The sequence below is a fragment of the Candidatus Borkfalkia ceftriaxoniphila genome (assembly GCF_004134775.1).
In the GTDB taxonomy this organism is placed as follows: domain Bacteria; phylum Bacillota; class Clostridia; order Christensenellales; family Borkfalkiaceae; genus Borkfalkia; species Borkfalkia ceftriaxoniphila.
In genome coordinates, this window is the sequence record NZ_SDOZ01000002.1 from 1,288,352 (window position 1) to 1,305,780 (window position 17,429).

23 protein-coding genes are annotated in these 17,429 nt (G+C 53.3%); 13 read left to right on the forward strand and 10 right to left on the reverse strand.

Features of this window, described 5'->3' with window-relative positions:
• Positions 1 to 50: 50 nt before the first annotated feature.
• The 4 genes from ESZ91_RS06010 to ESZ91_RS06025 form a co-directional block, all read right to left on the reverse strand.
• Positions 51 to 950, reverse strand: coding sequence for a DUF4097 family beta strand repeat-containing protein (locus tag ESZ91_RS06010; protein WP_129225119.1), 900 nt, complete (start codon positions 948 to 950; stop codon positions 51 to 53).
• Entirely contained in the window at positions 947 to 1,678 is a 732-nt protein-coding gene (locus ESZ91_RS06015) for a DUF1700 domain-containing protein (protein ID WP_129225121.1), read from the reverse strand. The genes ESZ91_RS06010 and ESZ91_RS06015 overlap by 4 nt, the downstream gene beginning before the upstream one ends.
• Positions 1,675 to 1,989 (reverse strand): PadR family transcriptional regulator, encoded by a 315-nt coding sequence (locus ESZ91_RS06020; RefSeq protein ID WP_129225123.1) that lies wholly within the window; start codon positions 1,987 to 1,989, stop codon positions 1,675 to 1,677. The genes ESZ91_RS06015 and ESZ91_RS06020 overlap by 4 nt, the downstream gene beginning before the upstream one ends.
• Before the next feature lie 157 nt (positions 1,990 to 2,146).
• Complete coding sequence (locus tag ESZ91_RS06025; protein WP_129225125.1) at positions 2,147 to 3,859, reverse strand: hypothetical protein; 1,713 nt, start codon at positions 3,857 to 3,859, stop codon at positions 2,147 to 2,149.
• A 363-nt stretch (positions 3,860 to 4,222) separates the two neighbouring features.
• Between ESZ91_RS06025 and ESZ91_RS06030 the strand changes: the two genes are divergently transcribed.
• The 3 genes from ESZ91_RS06030 (at position 4,223) to ESZ91_RS06040 (ending at position 7,039) form a co-directional block, all read left to right on the forward strand.
• Positions 4,223 to 5,263: a PucR family transcriptional regulator gene (locus ESZ91_RS06030; RefSeq protein ID WP_129225127.1), complete on the forward strand. Its 1,041-nt coding sequence runs from the start codon at positions 4,223 to 4,225 to the stop codon at positions 5,261 to 5,263.
• A gap of 100 nt (positions 5,264 to 5,363) precedes the next feature.
• Positions 5,364 to 5,753, forward strand: coding sequence for a cytidine deaminase family protein (locus ESZ91_RS06035; RefSeq protein WP_161971076.1), 390 nt, complete (start codon positions 5,364 to 5,366; stop codon positions 5,751 to 5,753).
• Between the two features lie 2 nt (positions 5,754 to 5,755).
• On the forward strand, positions 5,756 to 7,039 hold the full coding sequence (locus ESZ91_RS06040) for a S41 family peptidase (RefSeq protein WP_129225131.1): 1,284 nt from the start codon (positions 5,756 to 5,758) through the stop codon (positions 7,037 to 7,039).
• 51 nt (positions 7,040 to 7,090) lie between these two features.
• Here ESZ91_RS06040 and ESZ91_RS06045 read toward each other — a convergent pair whose 3' ends face one another.
• Both ESZ91_RS06045 and ESZ91_RS06050 read right to left on the reverse strand, forming a co-directional pair.
• Entirely contained in the window at positions 7,091 to 7,345 is a 255-nt protein-coding gene (locus tag ESZ91_RS06045; RefSeq protein WP_129225133.1) for a helix-turn-helix domain-containing protein, read from the reverse strand.
• A 36-nt stretch (positions 7,346 to 7,381) separates the two neighbouring features.
• Complete coding sequence (locus ESZ91_RS06050) at positions 7,382 to 7,693, reverse strand: helix-turn-helix domain-containing protein (protein WP_129225135.1); 312 nt, start codon at positions 7,691 to 7,693, stop codon at positions 7,382 to 7,384.
• Between the two features lie 91 nt (positions 7,694 to 7,784).
• Here ESZ91_RS06050 and ESZ91_RS06055 point away from each other — a divergent pair, with 91 nt between their 5' ends.
• The gene (locus tag ESZ91_RS06055; RefSeq protein ID WP_129225137.1) at positions 7,785 to 8,219 is read left to right on the forward strand and encodes a hypothetical protein; all 435 of its coding nucleotides are present in this window, start codon (positions 7,785 to 7,787) and stop codon (positions 8,217 to 8,219) included.
• A gap of 4 nt (positions 8,220 to 8,223) precedes the next feature.
• Positions 8,224 to 8,841, forward strand: coding sequence for a hypothetical protein (locus ESZ91_RS06060; protein WP_129225139.1), 618 nt, complete (start codon positions 8,224 to 8,226; stop codon positions 8,839 to 8,841).
• Here the strand turns inward: ESZ91_RS06060 and ESZ91_RS06065 are convergent.
• Positions 8,823 to 9,167 (reverse strand): hypothetical protein, encoded by a 345-nt coding sequence (locus ESZ91_RS06065; protein WP_129225142.1) that lies wholly within the window; start codon positions 9,165 to 9,167, stop codon positions 8,823 to 8,825. The two genes, ESZ91_RS06060 and ESZ91_RS06065, sit on opposite strands and share 19 nt — an antisense overlap.
• 79 nt (positions 9,168 to 9,246) lie before the next feature.
• On the opposite strand from ESZ91_RS06065, the gene ESZ91_RS06070 reads away from it, so the two are divergent.
• Entirely contained in the window at positions 9,247 to 9,528 is a 282-nt protein-coding gene (locus ESZ91_RS06070; protein WP_129225144.1) for a hypothetical protein, read from the forward strand.
• A 55-nt stretch (positions 9,529 to 9,583) separates the two neighbouring features.
• Here the strand turns inward: ESZ91_RS06070 and ESZ91_RS06075 are convergent, their stop codons facing one another.
• Complete coding sequence (locus ESZ91_RS06075; protein ID WP_129225146.1) at positions 9,584 to 10,708, reverse strand: aminotransferase class V-fold PLP-dependent enzyme; 1,125 nt, start codon at positions 10,706 to 10,708, stop codon at positions 9,584 to 9,586.
• A gap of 121 nt (positions 10,709 to 10,829) precedes the next feature.
• On the opposite strand from ESZ91_RS06075, the gene ESZ91_RS06080 reads away from it, so the two are divergent.
• From ESZ91_RS06080 to yhbY, 4 genes are all read left to right on the forward strand, one after another.
• The gene (locus tag ESZ91_RS06080; RefSeq protein WP_161971077.1) at positions 10,830 to 11,093 is read left to right on the forward strand and encodes a DUF3343 domain-containing protein; all 264 of its coding nucleotides are present in this window, start codon (positions 10,830 to 10,832) and stop codon (positions 11,091 to 11,093) included.
• A 62-nt stretch (positions 11,094 to 11,155) separates the two neighbouring features.
• Positions 11,156 to 11,785: an endonuclease III gene (nth, locus tag ESZ91_RS06085; RefSeq protein ID WP_129225150.1), complete on the forward strand. Its 630-nt coding sequence runs from the start codon at positions 11,156 to 11,158 to the stop codon at positions 11,783 to 11,785.
• Between the two features lie 15 nt (positions 11,786 to 11,800).
• Positions 11,801 to 13,066: a GTPase ObgE gene (obgE, locus tag ESZ91_RS06090; RefSeq protein WP_129225152.1), complete on the forward strand. Its 1,266-nt coding sequence runs from the start codon at positions 11,801 to 11,803 to the stop codon at positions 13,064 to 13,066.
• Between the two features lie 14 nt (positions 13,067 to 13,080).
• The gene (yhbY, locus tag ESZ91_RS06095; RefSeq protein WP_129225154.1) at positions 13,081 to 13,374 is read left to right on the forward strand and encodes a ribosome assembly RNA-binding protein YhbY; all 294 of its coding nucleotides are present in this window, start codon (positions 13,081 to 13,083) and stop codon (positions 13,372 to 13,374) included.
• A 41-nt stretch (positions 13,375 to 13,415) separates the two neighbouring features.
• On the opposite strand, the gene ESZ91_RS06100 is transcribed toward yhbY, so the two are convergent.
• The gene (locus tag ESZ91_RS06100; RefSeq protein ID WP_129225156.1) at positions 13,416 to 14,171 is read right to left on the reverse strand and encodes a hypothetical protein; all 756 of its coding nucleotides are present in this window, start codon (positions 14,169 to 14,171) and stop codon (positions 13,416 to 13,418) included.
• Between the two features lie 110 nt (positions 14,172 to 14,281).
• Between ESZ91_RS06100 and nadD the strand changes: the two genes are divergently transcribed.
• The gene (gene nadD, locus ESZ91_RS06105) at positions 14,282 to 15,418 is read left to right on the forward strand and encodes a nicotinate (nicotinamide) nucleotide adenylyltransferase (protein WP_129225158.1); all 1,137 of its coding nucleotides are present in this window, start codon (positions 14,282 to 14,284) and stop codon (positions 15,416 to 15,418) included.
• Complete coding sequence (gene rsfS, locus ESZ91_RS06110; RefSeq protein WP_129225160.1) at positions 15,415 to 15,780, forward strand: ribosome silencing factor; 366 nt, start codon at positions 15,415 to 15,417, stop codon at positions 15,778 to 15,780. The genes nadD and rsfS overlap by 4 nt, the downstream gene beginning before the upstream one ends.
• On the opposite strand, the gene ESZ91_RS06115 is transcribed toward rsfS, so the two are convergent.
• Positions 15,777 to 16,052 carry a hypothetical protein gene (locus ESZ91_RS06115; protein WP_129225162.1) on the reverse strand — a complete coding sequence of 92 codons (276 nt, stop codon included), beginning with the start codon at positions 16,050 to 16,052 and terminating at the stop codon, positions 15,777 to 15,779. The genes rsfS and ESZ91_RS06115 overlap by 4 nt on opposite strands.
• A gap of 90 nt (positions 16,053 to 16,142) precedes the next feature.
• On the opposite strand from ESZ91_RS06115, the gene ESZ91_RS06120 reads away from it, so the two are divergent.
• Positions 16,143 to 17,420 (forward strand): thymidine phosphorylase, encoded by a 1,278-nt coding sequence (locus ESZ91_RS06120; RefSeq protein ID WP_129225164.1) that lies wholly within the window; start codon positions 16,143 to 16,145, stop codon positions 17,418 to 17,420.
• Positions 17,421 to 17,429: the final 9 nt, after the last annotated feature.

Here is a 17,429-nt window from a genome sequence, read left to right on the forward strand (position 1 = left end):
GAATTTACATTCGCGCCCTTTCCTTTTATGGATTTATAGAAGAGTAGGGGTTAACGGTTGAAGGAGATCTCGATATCTCCGAGGGCGGTGTGAACGTAAAGCGACTTGGCGCCGTCCGTGCGGTTCGAAAGATTATTGTCGCCGAGATCCGTCTTGGCGTCGATCTTGAAATCTTCCGCCGCGCCCTCGATACTGCCGCTCACGTCGCCGTACGACGAGGTCAGCCTGATCGACTGCGCGTCCAGATTTTCGACTTCGATCTCGCCCAGATCGGAATGGAGGTCGATTTCGTATGCCTGTACGCCGTACGCCTCTATGTCGCCCATGTGCGTGTTCGCGACGAGTTTTTTCGTTATGTCGGCGTCGTTGATCTTTACGTCGCCCGCATCGGTCTTCAGGGTCGCCGCATCCGCAACAAATCCGCTCGCTTTCACGTCGCCGCACGACGTTTCCAAAGAGAGCATACCGTACGAACCGCCCGCAAGCACGACGTCGCCGTAACTCGTCTTGACGTTGATATCGACAAAAGCGGAGGAGGGCAGAGTGATCACCGTCTGCGGCGATACCCAATTCAGGTTGAACGCGTGATCCGCCCAGTTGTAACGGCTCTCTTCCCGCAGGGTGAGTTTGCCGCCTTCCGCAGAAACGGTAACGTCGGTTTTTTGCTTATCTGCTCTGTCGAAGGTGAGGGGGTAGGAAATCGTAATTTTCTGCGCGGTTTCGGAAATTTCCACGCGCACGTTCGTCTGGTCGAAATCCACGAAAATCGAATCGATTTCATCGTTTTCCGCCTCGTACGTGCGGTACTCGTAACGGAAGGTGCTCAGTTGCTTGAAATCCCAATCGATGACGGACATTCCGTAAATAAAGAGGGCGGCGCCCAATAACAGAATAATTACGCCGAATACGGCGAGGCCTTTGCCCGCGCCCGATTTTTTCTTTTCACTCATGCTTTCACCGCCTTTTTGCCACGGATATAGCGGAATGTGGCTCTGAATATTTTACCTACGCTGACGAGGATGATTTTGGTGAGTTTGAAACAGGGCGCGACGAAGATGAAGCCGAGCCCGGCGACTGCAAGCCCGGCGCCGATGAGCGCGAGGGTAGAGGCGGCGTATCCCGCGATGCCGATCTGTACCGCCCAATAGACGGCGTAGACCAGTCCGCCCGCCATCATGGCGATGCAGGAGAACGCGAGCGCCAGCCCGATCGCCGCGAGGCTTAAGATGACCGCGATGACGGGAATTCCCAAAAAGAGGTATAAGACCAACATGAAAAGGAATCTGCCGAATTTCCCCGAGGAACTCTTTTCTTCGCGCGGCGCGCTTTGGCTGAAATCCGCCGTCTGGCGGGGCGCCTCTTTCGGCGCGGTATAGGCAGGCGCGGCGGGTTCGCTTTCGAAAACGGGCTCCGCCTTTTTTTCATCCCTTTCGGGGCGGTCGGGGCGGAATCTGGGCGGACGCACCGTTTCGTAATCCTCGTACCGATAATCGGATAGGATCTTCTGGGCTACGTCGAAGGGGTTGCCGAATTCATAGATGATATCTTTTTCCTGCATGCCCGCCTCGATGCGGTCTTCGAAGATCTCGCTGTAATAATCGAATATTCTCGCCTGTTCGTTTTTCGGGAGCACGGCGATATGTCTTTTCAGCTCCCGTTCCCATTCGTACTTGGTCATTTTCGTCCTCCGCTCAATATGAATTGATAGATCTTGTCGAATTCCTTGATATCCTCGATAAATTCTCTGATCTTCTGCTTTCCTTTATCGGTGATCATGTAATACTTTCTGAGCCGCCCGCCGTGTTCTTTGCTCCGCGTCGTGACCGCGCCCGTCGCTTCCAGCCTCTTTAAAATGGGATAGAGCGTCGATTCCGATATTTCTATGTACGGCGCTATGTCGGATATGATCTTATATCCGTACGACTCCTCCCGTCTCAAAACGGACAGAACGCATACGTCCAGCAGCCCTTTTTTTAACTGTGTATCCAATGCCGCCTCCTTTGCAATACTGTCTTATGCGTTATACTATACATTGCATAGTATTATTTGTCAAGCGTTTTAAAATATATTTTTTAAAAATTTTTCGGGGAAATAAAACCAAAAAAAGCGGAGCCTGCATAGAGGCTCCGCTTATGAACGGCAAAAATTATTTCAAAAGATTGCTTTGGTTATAAATTTTTTCGAGCAGTCCGTCGGATATCACGTTTCTGTAACGGCCGATGAATACGAACACTTTGGAGAAAAACTCGCGGTTGTCGCCGCCCACCTGGTACATGGGAAGGCGCTTGTTCTCGCCGTAGATGCGGGAAATGAACAGGCGGTCGAACTCGTCTTTTTCCTGCGGCGTCAGGCTGTTGATGAACGCGTCGGGCAGATAGGGCACGGCGCCGCCGAAATAGGGCATGCCGTAATTTTGCGCGAACTGCTGTGCGTAGCCCTGTCCGTAGGTGTAGGGCGCCTGCTGCTGATAATTGTTATAGCCGCTGTTCGGCTGCTGTTGTTGCTGCTGTTGATAACCCGCGAAACCTCCGTCCGGCTGCTGCGCCTGCCGGTCGTTGTTCGGCTGTTGCTGTGCCTGTTCGCGGGGCGTTTCCTGCGCCTGTTCTTGTCTGCGCGCGAAGTCCGCGTATTCGCGGTTGAACTGTCCGTCGTACTGCGCCTGTTCGAAGTTGAACGGCTTTTCTTCCTGCGGTTCGCCCTCGTAAGCGGGCTCTTCTTCCAGGGGTTCGATTACGGGTTCGGGCTCTTGCGCCTCGTCCAACGGCTCGGCCTCCGCCGCGCTCGCCGCGGTCTCCGTTTCCGCCTGCGTTTCGTTTACGATATCCTCGATGGAGATCTGCGCCGCGTCGTCGAGCGCGCTGCTCGCTTTGGGCGCTTCTTCCGCGGCCTGCGGTTCGGTCTCCGCCGCGGGCTCGAAGCCCTTGATCGCCATCTGGTCGTTCTCGTCGAAGACGAACGCGCCGTCCTCGCTCTCGCGCCGTTGCGCCGCGCGCTTATTGAGCGCGTTGACGATGATCACGACGATGCCCTGCAACGCGGCAAGGCCCAGGAAACAGATGGTCCCGAGATTATCGGAAATATCCTTAAAGGAAGTCAACACCGCGAGCATGACGAACGCGAATGCCGCGATGATGAAAAATACGATGGAACGGATGAGATCCAGAGCGCCTGTTCTGGGGATGATGAGGTCGAGCCCCGCAAGCCCCGCGTTGACGACAGCGCCGAACGCGAGCGCCATAAACGCGTAACTCGCGATCTTTTCGCTGGTTTTTGCGCCGAGATCGAGCCCGAACGTGAACAGGCCGCTAAGTTTCAGCCCGTTGACGAATACGAAGGAATAGAACGCGAAGAACGCCGCCGCAATGAGAAAAAGCAGGCATTTGACGATGCCGTAGCGCCCGTACGCCGAGAAGTTGAGCACGACGACGTAGAGGACGGCGAGCGCGAGCGAGAAGAGCACCGCGTTGACATCGGTCAAGATCGCCGCAAATCCCGCGGTGCCGTCCTGGCGGAGCGCTAAGGCGAACAGCGCGAACGCGAGTACTGCCAAGACCGCCTTCATGTAGTTCAAAACGAGCGCGCCTTTCCCCTTGACGAAGAAAGAAACGACGGTCAGAACGATGAGCGCGGCGTAAAAGCCGAGCACGCCGTACATGGCCGCGCCCGCAAATTTGCCGAGTGAGGCGGCTCCGTCCCGAAACAGTCTTGTGATGAGATCGAAAAAACTGTCGCCTTTGAATCCCGCCGCGTCGGGCAGGAAGGCAAGCACGGCAAACCCAGCCAGAAACAGGAGGGCAAGCACGAGCTGTAAAGCCTTGCTTTGTTTTTTTGCGGCCGTCGCCGCAGATTGATTACTCATAAATGTACCCCATAATTGAATTTTAATGAGAAAGCGGGCGCGTTTTTTTCGGAACGCCGCACCGTCCGCCGCTGTGGAAAATACCTTTGAAAAATCGGCTTTTTCCGCGGAACTCTATATTATTGTATAAATAATTTTACTACATATCCCGCCAAGTGTCAAGTTATAAACAAATATTCCTCCCTAAAAACAGGAAAATTCGACAACGGTGCAAATCGTCGGAACGGGATATGAACAGTATGTGCTCGTTTGGTAAAATTTTACGGACTTTCTCGCGCAATAAAAAAATTTTTATTGATATTTTTTGGAATATACGCTATAATAAACGGGAAACCGCTAAGGTTTGCGAAAAGGGGCGCCGCCATGAACAGAGAACTCACGAAAATTTTAAAGACCGTCTACGAAAATACGGGTATCGACGTATTATTATATGCGTCGGACGGCTCGTTTATCGCTTCCGCGACGGGAAGAACGTTTTTTCGCCCCGTAAAACTTTCTTTCGATACGGTATTTACCGATACGGAATCCCACCGCACGCATTTTAAACTCTATTACAAGACCGACCGCCTGTTCGGCGAGATCGAAGGGGACGGCGCCGTCGCCGCGAACTATGCCTATATGCTTTCCAACCTCATCGAAAACATGGCGGCGCGCGAAGGCAACCTTTCCAAAGAAGAATACGCCAAACGGATCCTGCTCGGCGATTGCAGCGGCGCGGACGTGCATAAATTCAAGATCAAGTACGCCGTGCCCGAACTTCCGTTTTACGTGCTCGCCGTGCGCAGCGGGCAGAAAATTGCGGAAGTTCTGAACATTTCCGCGCAATACGTGACCAACGGCGTGGATTTCGCGGTGAAGATCGGCGAGCGCGAGTGCGTCATCGTCAAGTTCATCGAGGACGACGGCGAATATCAGTCGAGTGCGGATTTCGCGTTTTTTCTCGCCAATTCCATGTACGAAGAACTGGGACTGCGCGTAGAGATCGGCGTTGGCGGCACTTTCCGCCGTTTCGAGGACGCGTGCGTATCCTATCAGCAGGCGGCAACGGCGCTGCGCATGAGCAGCGTGTTCGGTTCCAAGGGCAACGTGCACACGTACCGCGAGTTTATCCTCATCAAAATGCTCGAAGATATCCCCGAGGGCAAACTGGGCGATTATCTTTCCGTTTTGCTGGACAAGGAAGCGAAGGAACTCTTGCGCGACGAGGAAATGGTCAACACCGCCGAGGAGTTTCTGGAAAACAGCCTCAACGTGAGCGAAACGTCGCGCAATCTTTTCATGCATAGAAACACGCTCATGTACCGCTTGGACAAGATCGAGCGCGTGATGGGGCTGAACCTGCGCAAATTTTCCGACGCGGTCACCTTCCGCATCATTACGATCTTGTTTAAACTCGTAAAATAAAATTCGCGCTGGCGGCGGATAAAACGCCGCGGATTCGGACATAAAAAATGAGAACGCGCATATGCTACGTATGCGCGCTTTTTTACTCGGAGGTACCAAAATGACGCATCGGGAAATGTATGAAAGGGCGGTTTCCGCGCTCAATCCCACCGAAGAAGACGGCTTGTCCTACGGCATGGTGGCGGCGGCGCTCGAAAGCGCGGGCGGGAAAGTGTACGTGGGGGTGAACGTCGACCTCTTTTGCGGGCTGGGCTACTGCGCCGAGCGCAACGCGGCGGGCACCATGCTCACCGAGGGCGAACGCGTCGTACGCCGCGTGGTCTGCGTGGACAAGCGCGGAAATCTGATGACGCCTTGCGGCAGTTGCCGCGAATTTTTGTATCAATTATCGCCCGAAAACGTAAACACGAAATTTTTGACGGATCTTGAAGAAGAGCGGTACAAGACGCTCGGAGAATTTCTGCCCGACTGGTGGAACGAAAGGAAATAAATATGAATGCGAAAACGAAAAAATTACTCATTGCGCTGGGCTGCGTCGCCGCGGCCGTCCTGCTGTTTTTTGCAGGGTTTTTCACCTATTATCTGACGCTCGACGAAGGGCTGCGCTCGCTTCTATGGTTCAAGAACAAGGTGCAGGACGAATATTACGAAAATATTTCCGACGAGGATTTCTGGAACGCCGCGATCTCGGGCGCGGAAGGGCTGCTGGACGAATATTCCACGCTCTACACCGCCGACGAGTATGACGTGATCGTCAGTTCTTCCAAGGGCGAAAAACTGGGCGCGGGCTTATCTTTTTTTGCGGATACCAATATGATTTATAAGGTCGCCGTCAACTCTCCCGCCTTTTTCGCGGGCATGGAGGAGGGCACGTATATCACGGGCGTCGGCATGAGCCGCGAAGAGTTTGTTTCCACGTTTACGCCGACCGAACTTTCCAAGGCGCTCGACGATATTTCGAGCAATCAGACTTTTTATCTGCGCGCCTCCGCCGATGCCGCGGACGATACGGAGAACGTAAAAATTTACGAAGTGCAGAAGAAAGCGTTTACCGAAAGTTACGCGGTGTATCAGACCTACAATTCGAGTTGGGCGCTCGTCGAGGGCGAGAACGGCATGGCGTGGGAAAAATACGGCGAGGGGAACGCGGAACTGGACCAAGACACGGCGTACGTGCGGCTTGTGCAGTTTTACGGCAACGCGTACGACAGTTTCGCGCACGCGTGCGAGCAGTACAAAGCCGACGGCAAAAGCAAACTGATTCTGGACTTGCGCAACAACGGCGGCGGAAGCGTGGACGTGATGCAGTCGCTTTCGAATTTTCTTTTAAAGGACGCGAAGGAAAAAAAGAATCTGGTCATGACGGCGCAATACCGCGGCGGCAGAGAGGAAAAATATTATTCCAGAGCGAATTACTACGACGAATATTTTGCGGACAGCAAAATTTACGTGATGGCGAACCACAACAGCGCGTCCGCGAGCGAGGCGCTCATCGGCGCGATGATATCTTACGGCACGATAGGGTACGGGGATATATTCCTTTCGAAAATCGGAAACACCTGTAAAACGTTCGGCAAGGGCATCATGCAGACGACCTTTTCCAACCCGCTCACGGGCGAGGCGGCGAAACTGACGACGGCGAAGATTTTTTGGCCGAACGGGCATTGCATCCACGGCGTGGGCGTGACCGAGGCGGACGGCGCGACGCCGATCGAAACGACGGGCGCGACGGTTTACGGCGATCCCGAACTTTCGAAAGTACTTGCGAGAATTTAAAAAATAAGGAGAGGGACGCCCCCGACGGGGGCGTCCCTCTCCTTTATACCATTAAATTTTCGTACCCGATTCATCTTCCAAACCTATTAAATAATCGGCTGTAACTTCAAAAAATCGTGCTGTTTTCCTGATTATGCTTTCGGTCGGCTCACATTCGCCTTTTTCCCAACGAGCAATCATGGATTGATCACATTGAATGACTTGCGCAAGTTCCTTTTGCGTTAATCCTTTTTCCAGCCTTAATTCTTTTAAACGAATATCAAACATAGTTGAATTATAAAATATTATGAGTATTTTCATTGACATTATGAGAATACTCATTTATAATTATACTAATTGAAGTTATTTATTATGTTCGATAATCGTTTTCATAACGCCGATGACGGTATCTTTTTCGGCTGTTTCCAAACGATTCCATAACTCCAACATTTCTTGTTTTTGAGGGTCGGCATCTTTTTTTTCGGAAACTAAATCTTCGGCTTTCATATTAAAAGCCTTTGCAACTAAACGAATAGACTTATAATTCGGAGCAGTGGGGATTTCTTTAAACCAACCATTGATGGCTGATTTACTGATGCCCGTAATTTTAGATAATTTATAGACGGTCCAACCACGGCTGGTCATTTCAATTTTTATTCTTTGGTTGATATTCATAAAAATATTCCCTTATAGGACTATTATAGTATATAAAATAGGTCTAAAATTATACCTAAATAGTATTAAATAAAACGAGGAGAAATATATTATGAAAACATGTGCTTTTTTCGGTCATAGAAATTTCGATTATATGCCGTATTGCGAAAAAATTAAAAATATCATCGTCGGATTGATTGAACAGCAGGGAATAGTCGAGTTTTGTTCGGGCTATCGTGGGAATTTCGATAAATTGTGCGCGCAGGTCGTTTGGAAACTGAAACGGAACTTTCCCCAAATCAAAAATACAATGGTGCTTTCGTATATTCCGCGTCCGTCTTTTGAACTGCCGTATTTCTTCGACGATTCCGTGTACCTTGCGGACAGAAAAATTCCGCCCAAACTCGCCATTCTGGAAACAAACAGACTTTTGGCGGAAAGGGCGGACGTTATCGTTTCGGGTGTCAGCCGCACGCATGGCGGCGCTTTTCTCGCCTGCGAGCACGCGAAAAAAAACAATAAACAAATCATCAATATTTTTGAGTAAAACCATGAATGCAGAAAAGAATGCCGAATTGATCGATATTTCCGATCATATGGAAAAAGCCGTGTGCGGCTACGTCTTCACACACGGCGAGTGCCGTCGGATTTTGTACGATACTTTACAGATAGATTTTAAAATGCAAAATTTTATTTACAAAAATAGGCGCGTTTTGAAAAAATTTTTACAAGGATTTGTATTTGAAAGAGAGGGGGTGCGAATCAATCTTTCGTCGGAAGAAATTCGTCAAAAAATACAAGACGCGCTTCGTTACGAGATCGCGCGCTGTTTTTTTCAGCCCGCGCGTCTGACGCGGATTTTTGCGTTCGGACAGGAATTTTCCCCGCAGGAAAAAGAATGTGTGGACGCTTGCCTGCGCCGTCTGGAAAAAATAGATTTTTCGGCGGTTTTTATGCCCGACGAAACCGCCGAATATCGTCGTCTGTGTGCAGATCTGCGCTCTGTTCCGCTCCCCGTGCTTCGCAAAATGTCCGTCGTCGATACGCCCGAAAGGGCGCTGATCGCCATGATACCGAGTTTTCGGCTGGATTTTTCCCCCGAACGCTATCCCAATGTGCAGACTTTGTTTTGCTGTTTTGCGAAAGAGTTTTACTCCGAAAAATATTGATTGAGCGCGTATGTAATGTTCGCGTCCGCGATTTTCGAGATAGGGCGCAGGGGTGGCATCGACTGCGTCGGCTCCGCTTTCGGCTCGGCGGCTTGCGGCGCGGCAAACGACGAAAATGTGTTGACCGCGCTCAGAATATCCGAAATGTTCATGTTTTCGGGCAGAAGGGATTTGAGATCCAGATTTTTCAGCGCGGGGAGTTCCGATAAATTTTTATCGCCCAGCATGGACAAAAGGGGCGTGAGTTTGGAAAGTTCCAACGCGGGCTTTCCGTTTTTTCCGTTCATTTGCGTGAGAAAAAGAATGATGATGAGTATGAGTTCCATAATACGTCCTCCGTATGGTTCGTGTCAAAGGTCGCGCTTTCGGCATATACATAAATTGAATAAACTTCGGAGGGTTTCCATGAAAGATTTCAATTCTTATACGCCCGGCGGCGACAGCGACAAGGAAAGTTTTGAAAAGAGCAATGTGGCGCAGATGGCCGCGAAAATGATGGGGTCGTTCAACGGCAAGAGCGAGGCCGATCTGATGAAAGCGATCTATCAGGAAGCGGAAAAGAACCGCAAGGCGGGCACGCTTTCCGACGCCGAGTTGGATAACTTTTACAACACGCTCAGCCCTATGCTCGATGCCCAGAAACGCAAAAAACTCGCTGCCGTCATCAAAAAACTGAAAGGTATGTAAATTACATAGATCGTCCCGAAAACCGCGTCAAAGTACGCGGTTTTTTTTGTGTCGGTCACGCATATTTATGCGCAATATCGCGCACTGCGGAAAAGAACGTCAACACTTCGTTCGGCGTATTAAATTCGGAAAGCGACGCGCGCACCAGCCCCTGTTCGGTCTTTAAATATTCGTGCATGAGCGGCGCGCAGTGCAGCCCGCCCCGCACCGCGATGCCGTACTCGTCGGACAGCATCTGCGCGAGCATTTCCGAAGGCACGTTCGCGTGCTCGAACGCCACGATACCCGAAGCGTTCTTTTTCGAATAGATTTTGACGCCCGAGACCGTTTTCAGCCGCTCGATGGCGAGCGCCGTGAGGTCGCTCACGTAGTGTGCGTTCTGCGTCAGTTTGGACTGCACGTACAGCGTTCCCTCGAACAGCGACAGTATGGCGGGATAATTGAGCGTGCCCGCCTCCAAAGCGTCGGGGTACACGTCGGGCATATCGAGGTTGTAACTCTCGCTGCCCGTGCCGCCGAACTGTACGGGCTCGATTTTCAGCCGCGGCGAAAATAAAAGCGCGCCCGAGCCCTGAATGCCGTGCATTCCCTTATGCCCCGCGAGGGCGAGCGCGTCGATGCCCGATTCTTTCATGTTCACGCCGATATGCCCGCAAGCCTGCGCGCCGTCGCAGACGATGTACGGCTTTTCGCCCGCGAGCCTTCTGACCGCTTTCGCGTCGATAGGCATGCCCGTCACGTTGGAAGCGAGCGTGAAAACGAGAAAATCCGCGTCCTTTCCGCTCTTTGCCAGCGCGTTTTCGAAACTCTCGCCCTCGGCGGGGCGCACGATTTCCAGTTCTATTTTCCCTTCTTTTTGCAGTTTATGTAGGGGACGGAGCACGGAATTGTGTTCCGCCGCCGTGGTCACGACGCGGGCGCCCGCGGGAATGCCGCCGAACAGGACGATATTGAGCGCCTCCGTGCAGTTTTTCGTGAATACGACGCGGTCGGCGCAATAACCGCCGAGAAACCCGCACAAAAGTTTTCTGCACGCGAGCACGTTGAACGCGGCGTTTACCGACAGGCGGTGACCGCTGCGGCCGGGGTTGACAGAGCCGTCCTTAATGGCGGCATATGCCGCGAGAACCGCCGCGAGCGGCTTTTTTCCGCCCGTCGCGGCATTGTCAAAGTAAATCATTTTTTCCCTCCGCCGAATATATTGATATGGAAAGGGCGAAAGCCATGCGGCGCCCTACTAATATTTTATGCCGCACGCTTTCAAATTTTGCAAAAACAAACGACAACAGGCGGTGATAATCATGAAAATCATTCTGGCGGTGTTCCGTTCGCGTTCGCAGGCGCTGGATTTTATTTCGAAATTGCGCGCGAACGGTCTGTCGGCAACGGCGGTTTCCACCCCCAAAGAAGCGAACGTAGGCTGCGGGATCTCCGCAAAGATCAACGAGGCGGAACTTTCCCGCGCGCGCAGGGTGGCGCAGAATTATCGTTTCAGTGCGTTCGTCGGCTTTTACGCCTTCGAATTCAAATACGGCAAAAACTTCGTATATCCCTTGAACGGATAAAGAATTTTCACGCGGGGCGCAAACTGATTGCGCCCCGCGCCTTTTTATGGTAAAATATTTCCATGAATGCAAAAAATGCGCAGCAGTCGCTGCGGATATTGTCCGAACTGTATAAAGATGCGCGTCCCGCTCTGCACTACGCCACCGCGTACGAACTTTTGATCGCGGTCATTCTCTCCGCGCAGTGCACCGACGAGCGCGTGAACAAAGTCACCGCGGAACTCTTCAAAGAGCACAATACGCCCGAAACCATGCTTTTGCTGTCGCAGGAACAACTGGAAAAATATATCTTTTCCTGCGGGCTGTACAAGAGCAAGGCGGCGCACATTTTATCCGCCACCAAAGATATCGTCGAACGCTTCGGCGGACAAGTCCCCGAAAGTTTTGCCGATCTCAAATCGCTTGCGGGCGTGGGGCAGAAAACGGCGAACGTCGTCAGTGCCGTCTGGTTCGATAAGGACGCGATCGCGGTGGATACGCACGTGTTCCGCGTTTCCAACCGTCTGGGGCTGGCAGACGCGAATACGCCGCTAAAAACCGAGGAACAACTCAAAAAGGTCATTCCCCAAAAGGATTGGTCCAAGGCGCACCATTGGCTCATTTATCACGGGCGGCGCGTATGCCATTCGCAAAAGCCCGACTGCGAAAACTGCGCTTTGCGGGAATACTGCGACTACTATAAACAAAAATGATCCGAGGGGGTACCCATGTTTACCGATAAAGTAAAGATCACGGTCAAAGCGGGCGACGGCGGCGACGGCATGAACTCGTTCAAGAGTTTCAAAGGGTTTGCGCAGGGCGGGCCCGACGGCGGCGACGGCGGCAAGGGCGGCGACGTCTATTTCGTGGGCGATAAGGACAGGAACGATCTGTTCGAATTCCGTTTCGGCTCGCGCTTTACGGCGGGCGACGGCGAACGCGGCGGCACCAACAACCGTTACGGCAAGGGCGGCGGGGATATCGAAATTTCCGTCCCGCTCGGCACGCTCGTGCGCGACGCGGCGACGGGCGCGGTGCTGTGCGACGTATACAACGACGGCGAGCGCGTGCTCATCGCGCGCGGCGGTTACGGCGGCAAGGGCAATATCCGTTTTACGACCAGCCGCAGGCACGCCCCCCATTTCGCGCAGAAAGGGGAAAAGACGCCCGTGCACGAACTGATCTTAGAACTGAAAGTCATTGCGGACGTGGGTATCATCGGCTTTCCCAACGTGGGCAAAAGCACGCTCTTATCCAAGATCAGCGCGGCGCGGCCGAAGATCGCAAATTATCATTTTACCACGCTTTCGCCCAATCTCGGCGTGGTGCGGCGCTACGAAAAGTCTTTCGTGGCGGCGGATATCCCCGGCCTCATCGAGGGCGCGGCGAACGGCGAGGGGCTGGGGCACGACTTTCTCAGGCATATCGAGCGCACGCGCATGCTCTGCCACGTAGTGGATATTTCGGGCATGGAAGGGCGCGATCCGTACGAGGATTTCAAAAAAATAAACGCCGAACTCAAACAGTACAGCAAAAAGTTGGCGTCTTTGCCGCAGATCGTCGTTCTGAACAAATGCGACGTGTACGGCGCGGAAGAGAACATGAAAGAATTCCGCAAAAAATGCCGCAAATACAAAAAATTTCCCGTCACCGCGGTGACGGGCGAGGGTACGGCGGAACTGATCGACGAAATTTTCGAAGTTTTGTCGACGCTCCCGCCCGCGGAACCCATTCCCGCGGACGAGTTTTCCTACGAGCGTCCCGACGTCAACGAGTTTTCCGTCGGCAAGGACGAGGAGGAAAACGTGTACTACGTGACGGGCGGACTGATCGACATGCTGGAGCGCAACGTGGTTTTATCCGATCCCGATTCGATGGCGTATTTTCAGAAAGTGCTCAAAGATAAAGGCGTCATCAAAGCCCTGAAAAAGGCGGGCGTTTGCGAAAACGACGTCGTAGTCGTCGGGCAGGTGGAATTCGAGTTCAAGGAATAGAAAAAAGGAGCAATATGTTAACGAGCAAACAAAGAAGCAATTTAAAGGCGCTCGCCGCCAATTTACAGCCGGTCGCGCAGGTGGGAAAGGGCGGCGTCAACGAAAATATGGTCAAATCGCTGTCCGACGCGTTGGAAGCGCGCGAACTGATCAAGATCAGTGTTCTGACCAACGCCGAAAACGAGGCGAAAGAAACGGGCGCGGCGCTCGCCGAAGCGCTCAAAGCCGACTGCGTGGCGGTCATCGGCAGAAAGGTCATTCTGTACCGCCGTTCTTCGAGAAAAGATTTCGAGCACGTCGAATTTTAAAAAAAGCAGTCCCGCAAAACGGACTGCTTTTTGGTTTTGGATCAGGTGGTCCCGAAAAAGCGCACCGCCACGGCGAGGCTCAATAAAATGCCGCCCGCGACGAGGTAATAGACGGGGAAAAACGTGAATAAACTGAAAACGAGCAGCGCCGCGCCCGCCAACAGATATCCCTTATACATGCGTTTCTGAAAGCGGAATTTCAGTTTTTCTTTCCAGCCCGTCTTCATTTTTTCCGCAAGGATATAATTTTCGGGGAGTTGTTCGGTTTCCTTGTATAAAAGATATACGTCCGCGGCGCGCATGATGCGGATGCCGAACGCCGCGGCGAGTTTTTCCGCGTCGGGCGTGACGTCGGCGGTCAGCAATATTTTTTCGCGTTCCCCGCCCCGCCGCACGAGATTGGCGATCTCGTCGGCGCGCACGGGTTCCAAGCGGAAGGAGAAAAAATATTCCTCGTTTCCCACGACGACGGAGTCGTCGGCGCGCTGCGCCTTATCGTCTTTTTCGAACAGCGCCGCAAAGAGCCGTTCGAGATTGTTTTCTTCCGTGTCCATGGCGAGGTGAAAGGCGAGTTTGCTGATCTCCCGCTCGTCGGAAAGTTTCAACAACTTTTTATCCGACTTGTGCCGCATATGTAAGAATGCGAGCGCGGAAAGGGCGAGCGCGGTGACAAGCGCGAGCGCGAGCGACAGTGCGAACGAGCGCAGATAAAAGCGGAAGAGCGCAAACGAAAGCAAAAATGCGACGAACGCAACGAACACCGTATCCGAATACACGGAAAACACAAATTTTTTCATAAACTGATTTTATCCCGTTTTCCGAATTTTAAACCTTGCGCGCACGGAATAAGTGTGGTATAATTTGGATATACATTCTATACGTCATATGCGGCGAAGAGAGAAAGAGTATGAAAATTGCCATTTTCGGCGGCACGTTCGATCCCGTGCACGTGGAACACATCAATATCGTCAAGGCGGCGAAAGCCCAGCTGGGCGCGGACAAAGTCATCGTTCTGCCCGCCTTTGTGCCGCCGCATAAACAGGGCAAAGAGATCGCTTCGCCCGCCGACCGTCTGGAAATGACGCGCCGCGCCTTCGAGTCCGTCAAGGGCTGCGAGGTGAGCGCCTACGAGATCAACGCCAAAAGCACCAGTTTCACCTACCTGACCCTCGAATACTACAAAAACAAATTTCCCGACGCGGAGCTGTACTTTCTTGTCGGCTCGGATATGCTCAAAGATTTTTACAACTGGAAAAATCCCGAAACCATTTTATCCCTTGCGGAACTTGTCGTGTGCAACCGCGAGGGCGACAAAGTGAATTTCGCCGTGGAAGCGCTCAGATTTTTCGCGCGGTTCAAGAAAAAGTTCCGCGTAATCGAATACGTGGGGCGCAACGTATCCTCCACGAAAGCGCGCGTACTGTGCGCGTTCGGAGAGGATCTCAAACCGTATCTGTGCGAGGACGTGATCGATTATATCGAGGCGAACAAACTATACCGCGTGGACGGGGTGAAGGACTGTTTCCGCTATCTCAAACCTTCGCGGCGCAACCATTCGCTGCGGCTCGCGCTCATGGCGGGCGACGTGGCGGCGAAATACAGGCTCGAAGAGCGGAAGATCATTCTTGCGGCGGCGCTGCACGACGTGGCGAAAAACATGCCGCCCGACGCGCCCGAACTTGCGGGCTTTTCCATGGAAGAAGAGGTGCCGCCTCCCGTTCTGCACCAGTTTACGGGCGCGTACGTCGCCGAGCACGTTTTGGGCGTGACGGATGCGGACGTTCTGGGCGCCGTGCGCTGGCATACTTCCGCAAAGCCCAACATGACCGAACTGGAAAAGGCGATATACCTTGCCGACATGCTCGAACCGGGTCGGGATTTCCGCGGCGTGGAATCTTTGCGCAAACTCTTTTATACCGATCTGGACGCGTGCCTTCTGGAAAGCCTGCGCCTTCAGATCAAATACCTCAAACGACAAAAAGGCGAGATCTATCATCTCACCCTCGAAGCATATCAATTTTTAAAGGAACGGAAAAAAACATGAAGAAGAAAACAGAAAACCAAACCGAAACGCTTGCAAAGAGCATCTGCGAATTTTTATCCTCGAAAAAGGGCGAGGACATCGTGCTCATCGACGTGCGCGAAAAGACTTCGCTGTGCGACTACTTTATCGTGGCGAGCGGCCGCAGCACCCAGCAGGTCAAGGCTCTTTGCGAAAATCTCGAAGATAAACTGTCCGCGGAAGGGTTGGAACCCAAACGCACGGAGGGCGTGCGCGACGGGCGGTGGGGCGTTCTCGATTACGGCGACGTCATCGTGCACGTGTTCAACGACGAATCGCGGCTCTTTTATCATCTCGAACGGCTGTGGGAAGACGGCGAAAACGTCGTCCGCTACGCCGATTAGTCGCGGAATTCGATGCGTTTGGGCGTGCCCGTCGTCTCTTTGGCGCGGCGCGTCCGCTTTTTTTCCACGATATAATAGACGTTTTTCTCCCGCGGCTTCGGGAGGGCGGGTTCCGCTTTCGGCTTTTCGGACTCTTCGGGTTTTTCCGCGTTCTTTTTGCGGTTTCTAAGTTCGATGCGCACCGCTTTCACGCCCACCACGACGCTGAAACACAGGCCGAACAGGATCAGAAGATATAGCCCGCCGATCAAGGTGCTTGCCAATAAATTCATTCTTTGCCTCCGCAGTCTTTTGACAGAATATATCATGTTATAAAGCGCGCGGCGTGGCTGATTTTGCGAAAAAAGGAGTTTTTTCCCCGAATGAGAGTATTCGACGTGATCGAACGAAAGAAAAACAGGGCGGAACTGACCCGAGAGGAGTTGCGATTCTTTTGCCGCGCCGTCGCCTCGGAAGAGGCGACCGATTCGCAGATCGCGGCGTTCTGCATGGCGGTGCTTTTGAACGGCATGACCGACAGGGAGTGCGCAAACCTCACGCTCGCCATGACGGAGAGCGGCGAAACTTTGCCGCGCCCGCAGGGCGGCGGCGTGTTCGCGGACAAGCATTCCACGGGCGGCGTGTCCGATTCGACCACGCTCGTGCTCGTGCCCGTTCTGAGCGCGCTGGGCGTCAAATGCGCCAAACTTTCGGGGCGGGGACTGGCGCACACGGGCGGTACGCTGGATAAAATGGAAAGTTTCGGCTGCCGCGTGGATCTTTCCCCCGAAGAATTCGAAGAGCAGGTGCAGACGATCGGCGCCGCCGTCGCGGGGCAGACGAAGAGCACCGTGCCCGCGGACAAGCGCATGTACGCCGTGCGCGACGTGACCGCCACGGTGGACAGCGTTCCGCTCATCGCCTCGTCGGTCATGAGCAAAAAACTCGCCTCTTTCGCGGATATCATTCTTTTGGACGTCAAATACGGGAGCGGCGCGTTCATGAAGCGCGAAAAGGACGCCGAAACGCTGGCGCGGCTGATGGTATCCATCGGCAAGACGGCAAACCGCCGCGTGTCCGCCGCGATCACGCGCATGGATTCCCCCCTGGGCGACAACGTGGGCTGCAATCTGGAAGCGCGCGAGTGCGTGGAAGTGCTCAAAGGCAAACGCAACGATCTTGCCGAACTTTCGCTGTTCCACTGCGCGAAAATATTGCGGGCGGCGCGCGGCGTTTCCGAAGAGGAGGGGCTGCGGCTGGCGAAAGAGTGCATAGCCTCGGGTAATGCGCTGGAACAGTTGGAAAAGATCGTGCGCGCGCAGGGCGGCGACGGGCGCTCCGTTCGGGACGAAACGCGTTTGCCGCTGGCAAAAAACGTGCGCGAGATACGCGCGGACAGAGAGGGTTGGCTCTCCGTCGACGCTCTGATTCTGGGCACCGCCTGCGCGGAGTTGGGCGGCGGCAGGCTCAAAGAGGGGGACGAAATCGATCACACGGTCGGCTATTCCCTGAAAAAGCGCGCGGGGGATCACGTGAAAAAGGGCGAAGTGCTCGCGCTGGAATATTCAAATCAAAAGAAAACGGCGCTCGCCGAGCGCGCGTTCGGCATAACGGCGGAGCGGCCCGCGCAAAAGCCGCTCGTATATTCGTTCATCGAATAAGGAGGTAAT

Coding starts and splice junctions, on each gene's coding strand:
- ESZ91_RS06010 (WP_129225119.1), bottom strand. CDS start 950: ATGAGTGAAAAGAAAAAATCGGGCGCGGGCAAAGGCCTCGCCGTATTC.
- ESZ91_RS06015 (WP_129225121.1), bottom strand. CDS start 1,678: ATGACCAAGTACGAATGGGAACGGGAGCTGAAAAGACATATCGCCGTG.
- ESZ91_RS06025 (WP_129225125.1), bottom strand. CDS start 3,859: ATGAGTAATCAATCTGCGGCGACGGCCGCAAAAAAACAAAGCAAGGCT.
- ESZ91_RS06030 (WP_129225127.1), top strand. CDS start 4,223: ATGAACAGAGAACTCACGAAAATTTTAAAGACCGTCTACGAAAATACG.
- ESZ91_RS06035 (WP_161971076.1), top strand. CDS start 5,364: ATGACGCATCGGGAAATGTATGAAAGGGCGGTTTCCGCGCTCAATCCC.
- ESZ91_RS06040 (WP_129225131.1), top strand. CDS start 5,756: ATGAATGCGAAAACGAAAAAATTACTCATTGCGCTGGGCTGCGTCGCC.
- ESZ91_RS06045 (WP_129225133.1), bottom strand. CDS start 7,345: ATGTCAATGAAAATACTCATAATATTTTATAATTCAACTATGTTTGAT.
- ESZ91_RS06050 (WP_129225135.1), bottom strand. CDS start 7,693: ATGAATATCAACCAAAGAATAAAAATTGAAATGACCAGCCGTGGTTGG.
- ESZ91_RS06055 (WP_129225137.1), top strand. CDS start 7,785: ATGAAAACATGTGCTTTTTTCGGTCATAGAAATTTCGATTATATGCCG.
- ESZ91_RS06060 (WP_129225139.1), top strand. CDS start 8,224: ATGAATGCAGAAAAGAATGCCGAATTGATCGATATTTCCGATCATATG.
- ESZ91_RS06065 (WP_129225142.1), bottom strand. CDS start 9,167: ATGGAACTCATACTCATCATCATTCTTTTTCTCACGCAAATGAACGGA.
- ESZ91_RS06070 (WP_129225144.1), top strand. CDS start 9,247: ATGAAAGATTTCAATTCTTATACGCCCGGCGGCGACAGCGACAAGGAA.
- ESZ91_RS06075 (WP_129225146.1), bottom strand. CDS start 10,708: ATGATTTACTTTGACAATGCCGCGACGGGCGGAAAAAAGCCGCTCGCG.
- ESZ91_RS06080 (WP_161971077.1), top strand. CDS start 10,830: ATGAAAATCATTCTGGCGGTGTTCCGTTCGCGTTCGCAGGCGCTGGAT.
- nth (WP_129225150.1), top strand. CDS start 11,156: ATGAATGCAAAAAATGCGCAGCAGTCGCTGCGGATATTGTCCGAACTG.
- obgE (WP_129225152.1), top strand. CDS start 11,801: ATGTTTACCGATAAAGTAAAGATCACGGTCAAAGCGGGCGACGGCGGC.
- yhbY (WP_129225154.1), top strand. CDS start 13,081: ATGTTAACGAGCAAACAAAGAAGCAATTTAAAGGCGCTCGCCGCCAAT.
- ESZ91_RS06100 (WP_129225156.1), bottom strand. CDS start 14,171: ATGAAAAAATTTGTGTTTTCCGTGTATTCGGATACGGTGTTCGTTGCG.
- nadD (WP_129225158.1), top strand. CDS start 14,282: ATGAAAATTGCCATTTTCGGCGGCACGTTCGATCCCGTGCACGTGGAA.
- rsfS (WP_129225160.1), top strand. CDS start 15,415: ATGAAGAAGAAAACAGAAAACCAAACCGAAACGCTTGCAAAGAGCATC.
- ESZ91_RS06115 (WP_129225162.1), bottom strand. CDS start 16,052: ATGAATTTATTGGCAAGCACCTTGATCGGCGGGCTATATCTTCTGATC.
- ESZ91_RS06120 (WP_129225164.1), top strand. CDS start 16,143: ATGAGAGTATTCGACGTGATCGAACGAAAGAAAAACAGGGCGGAACTG.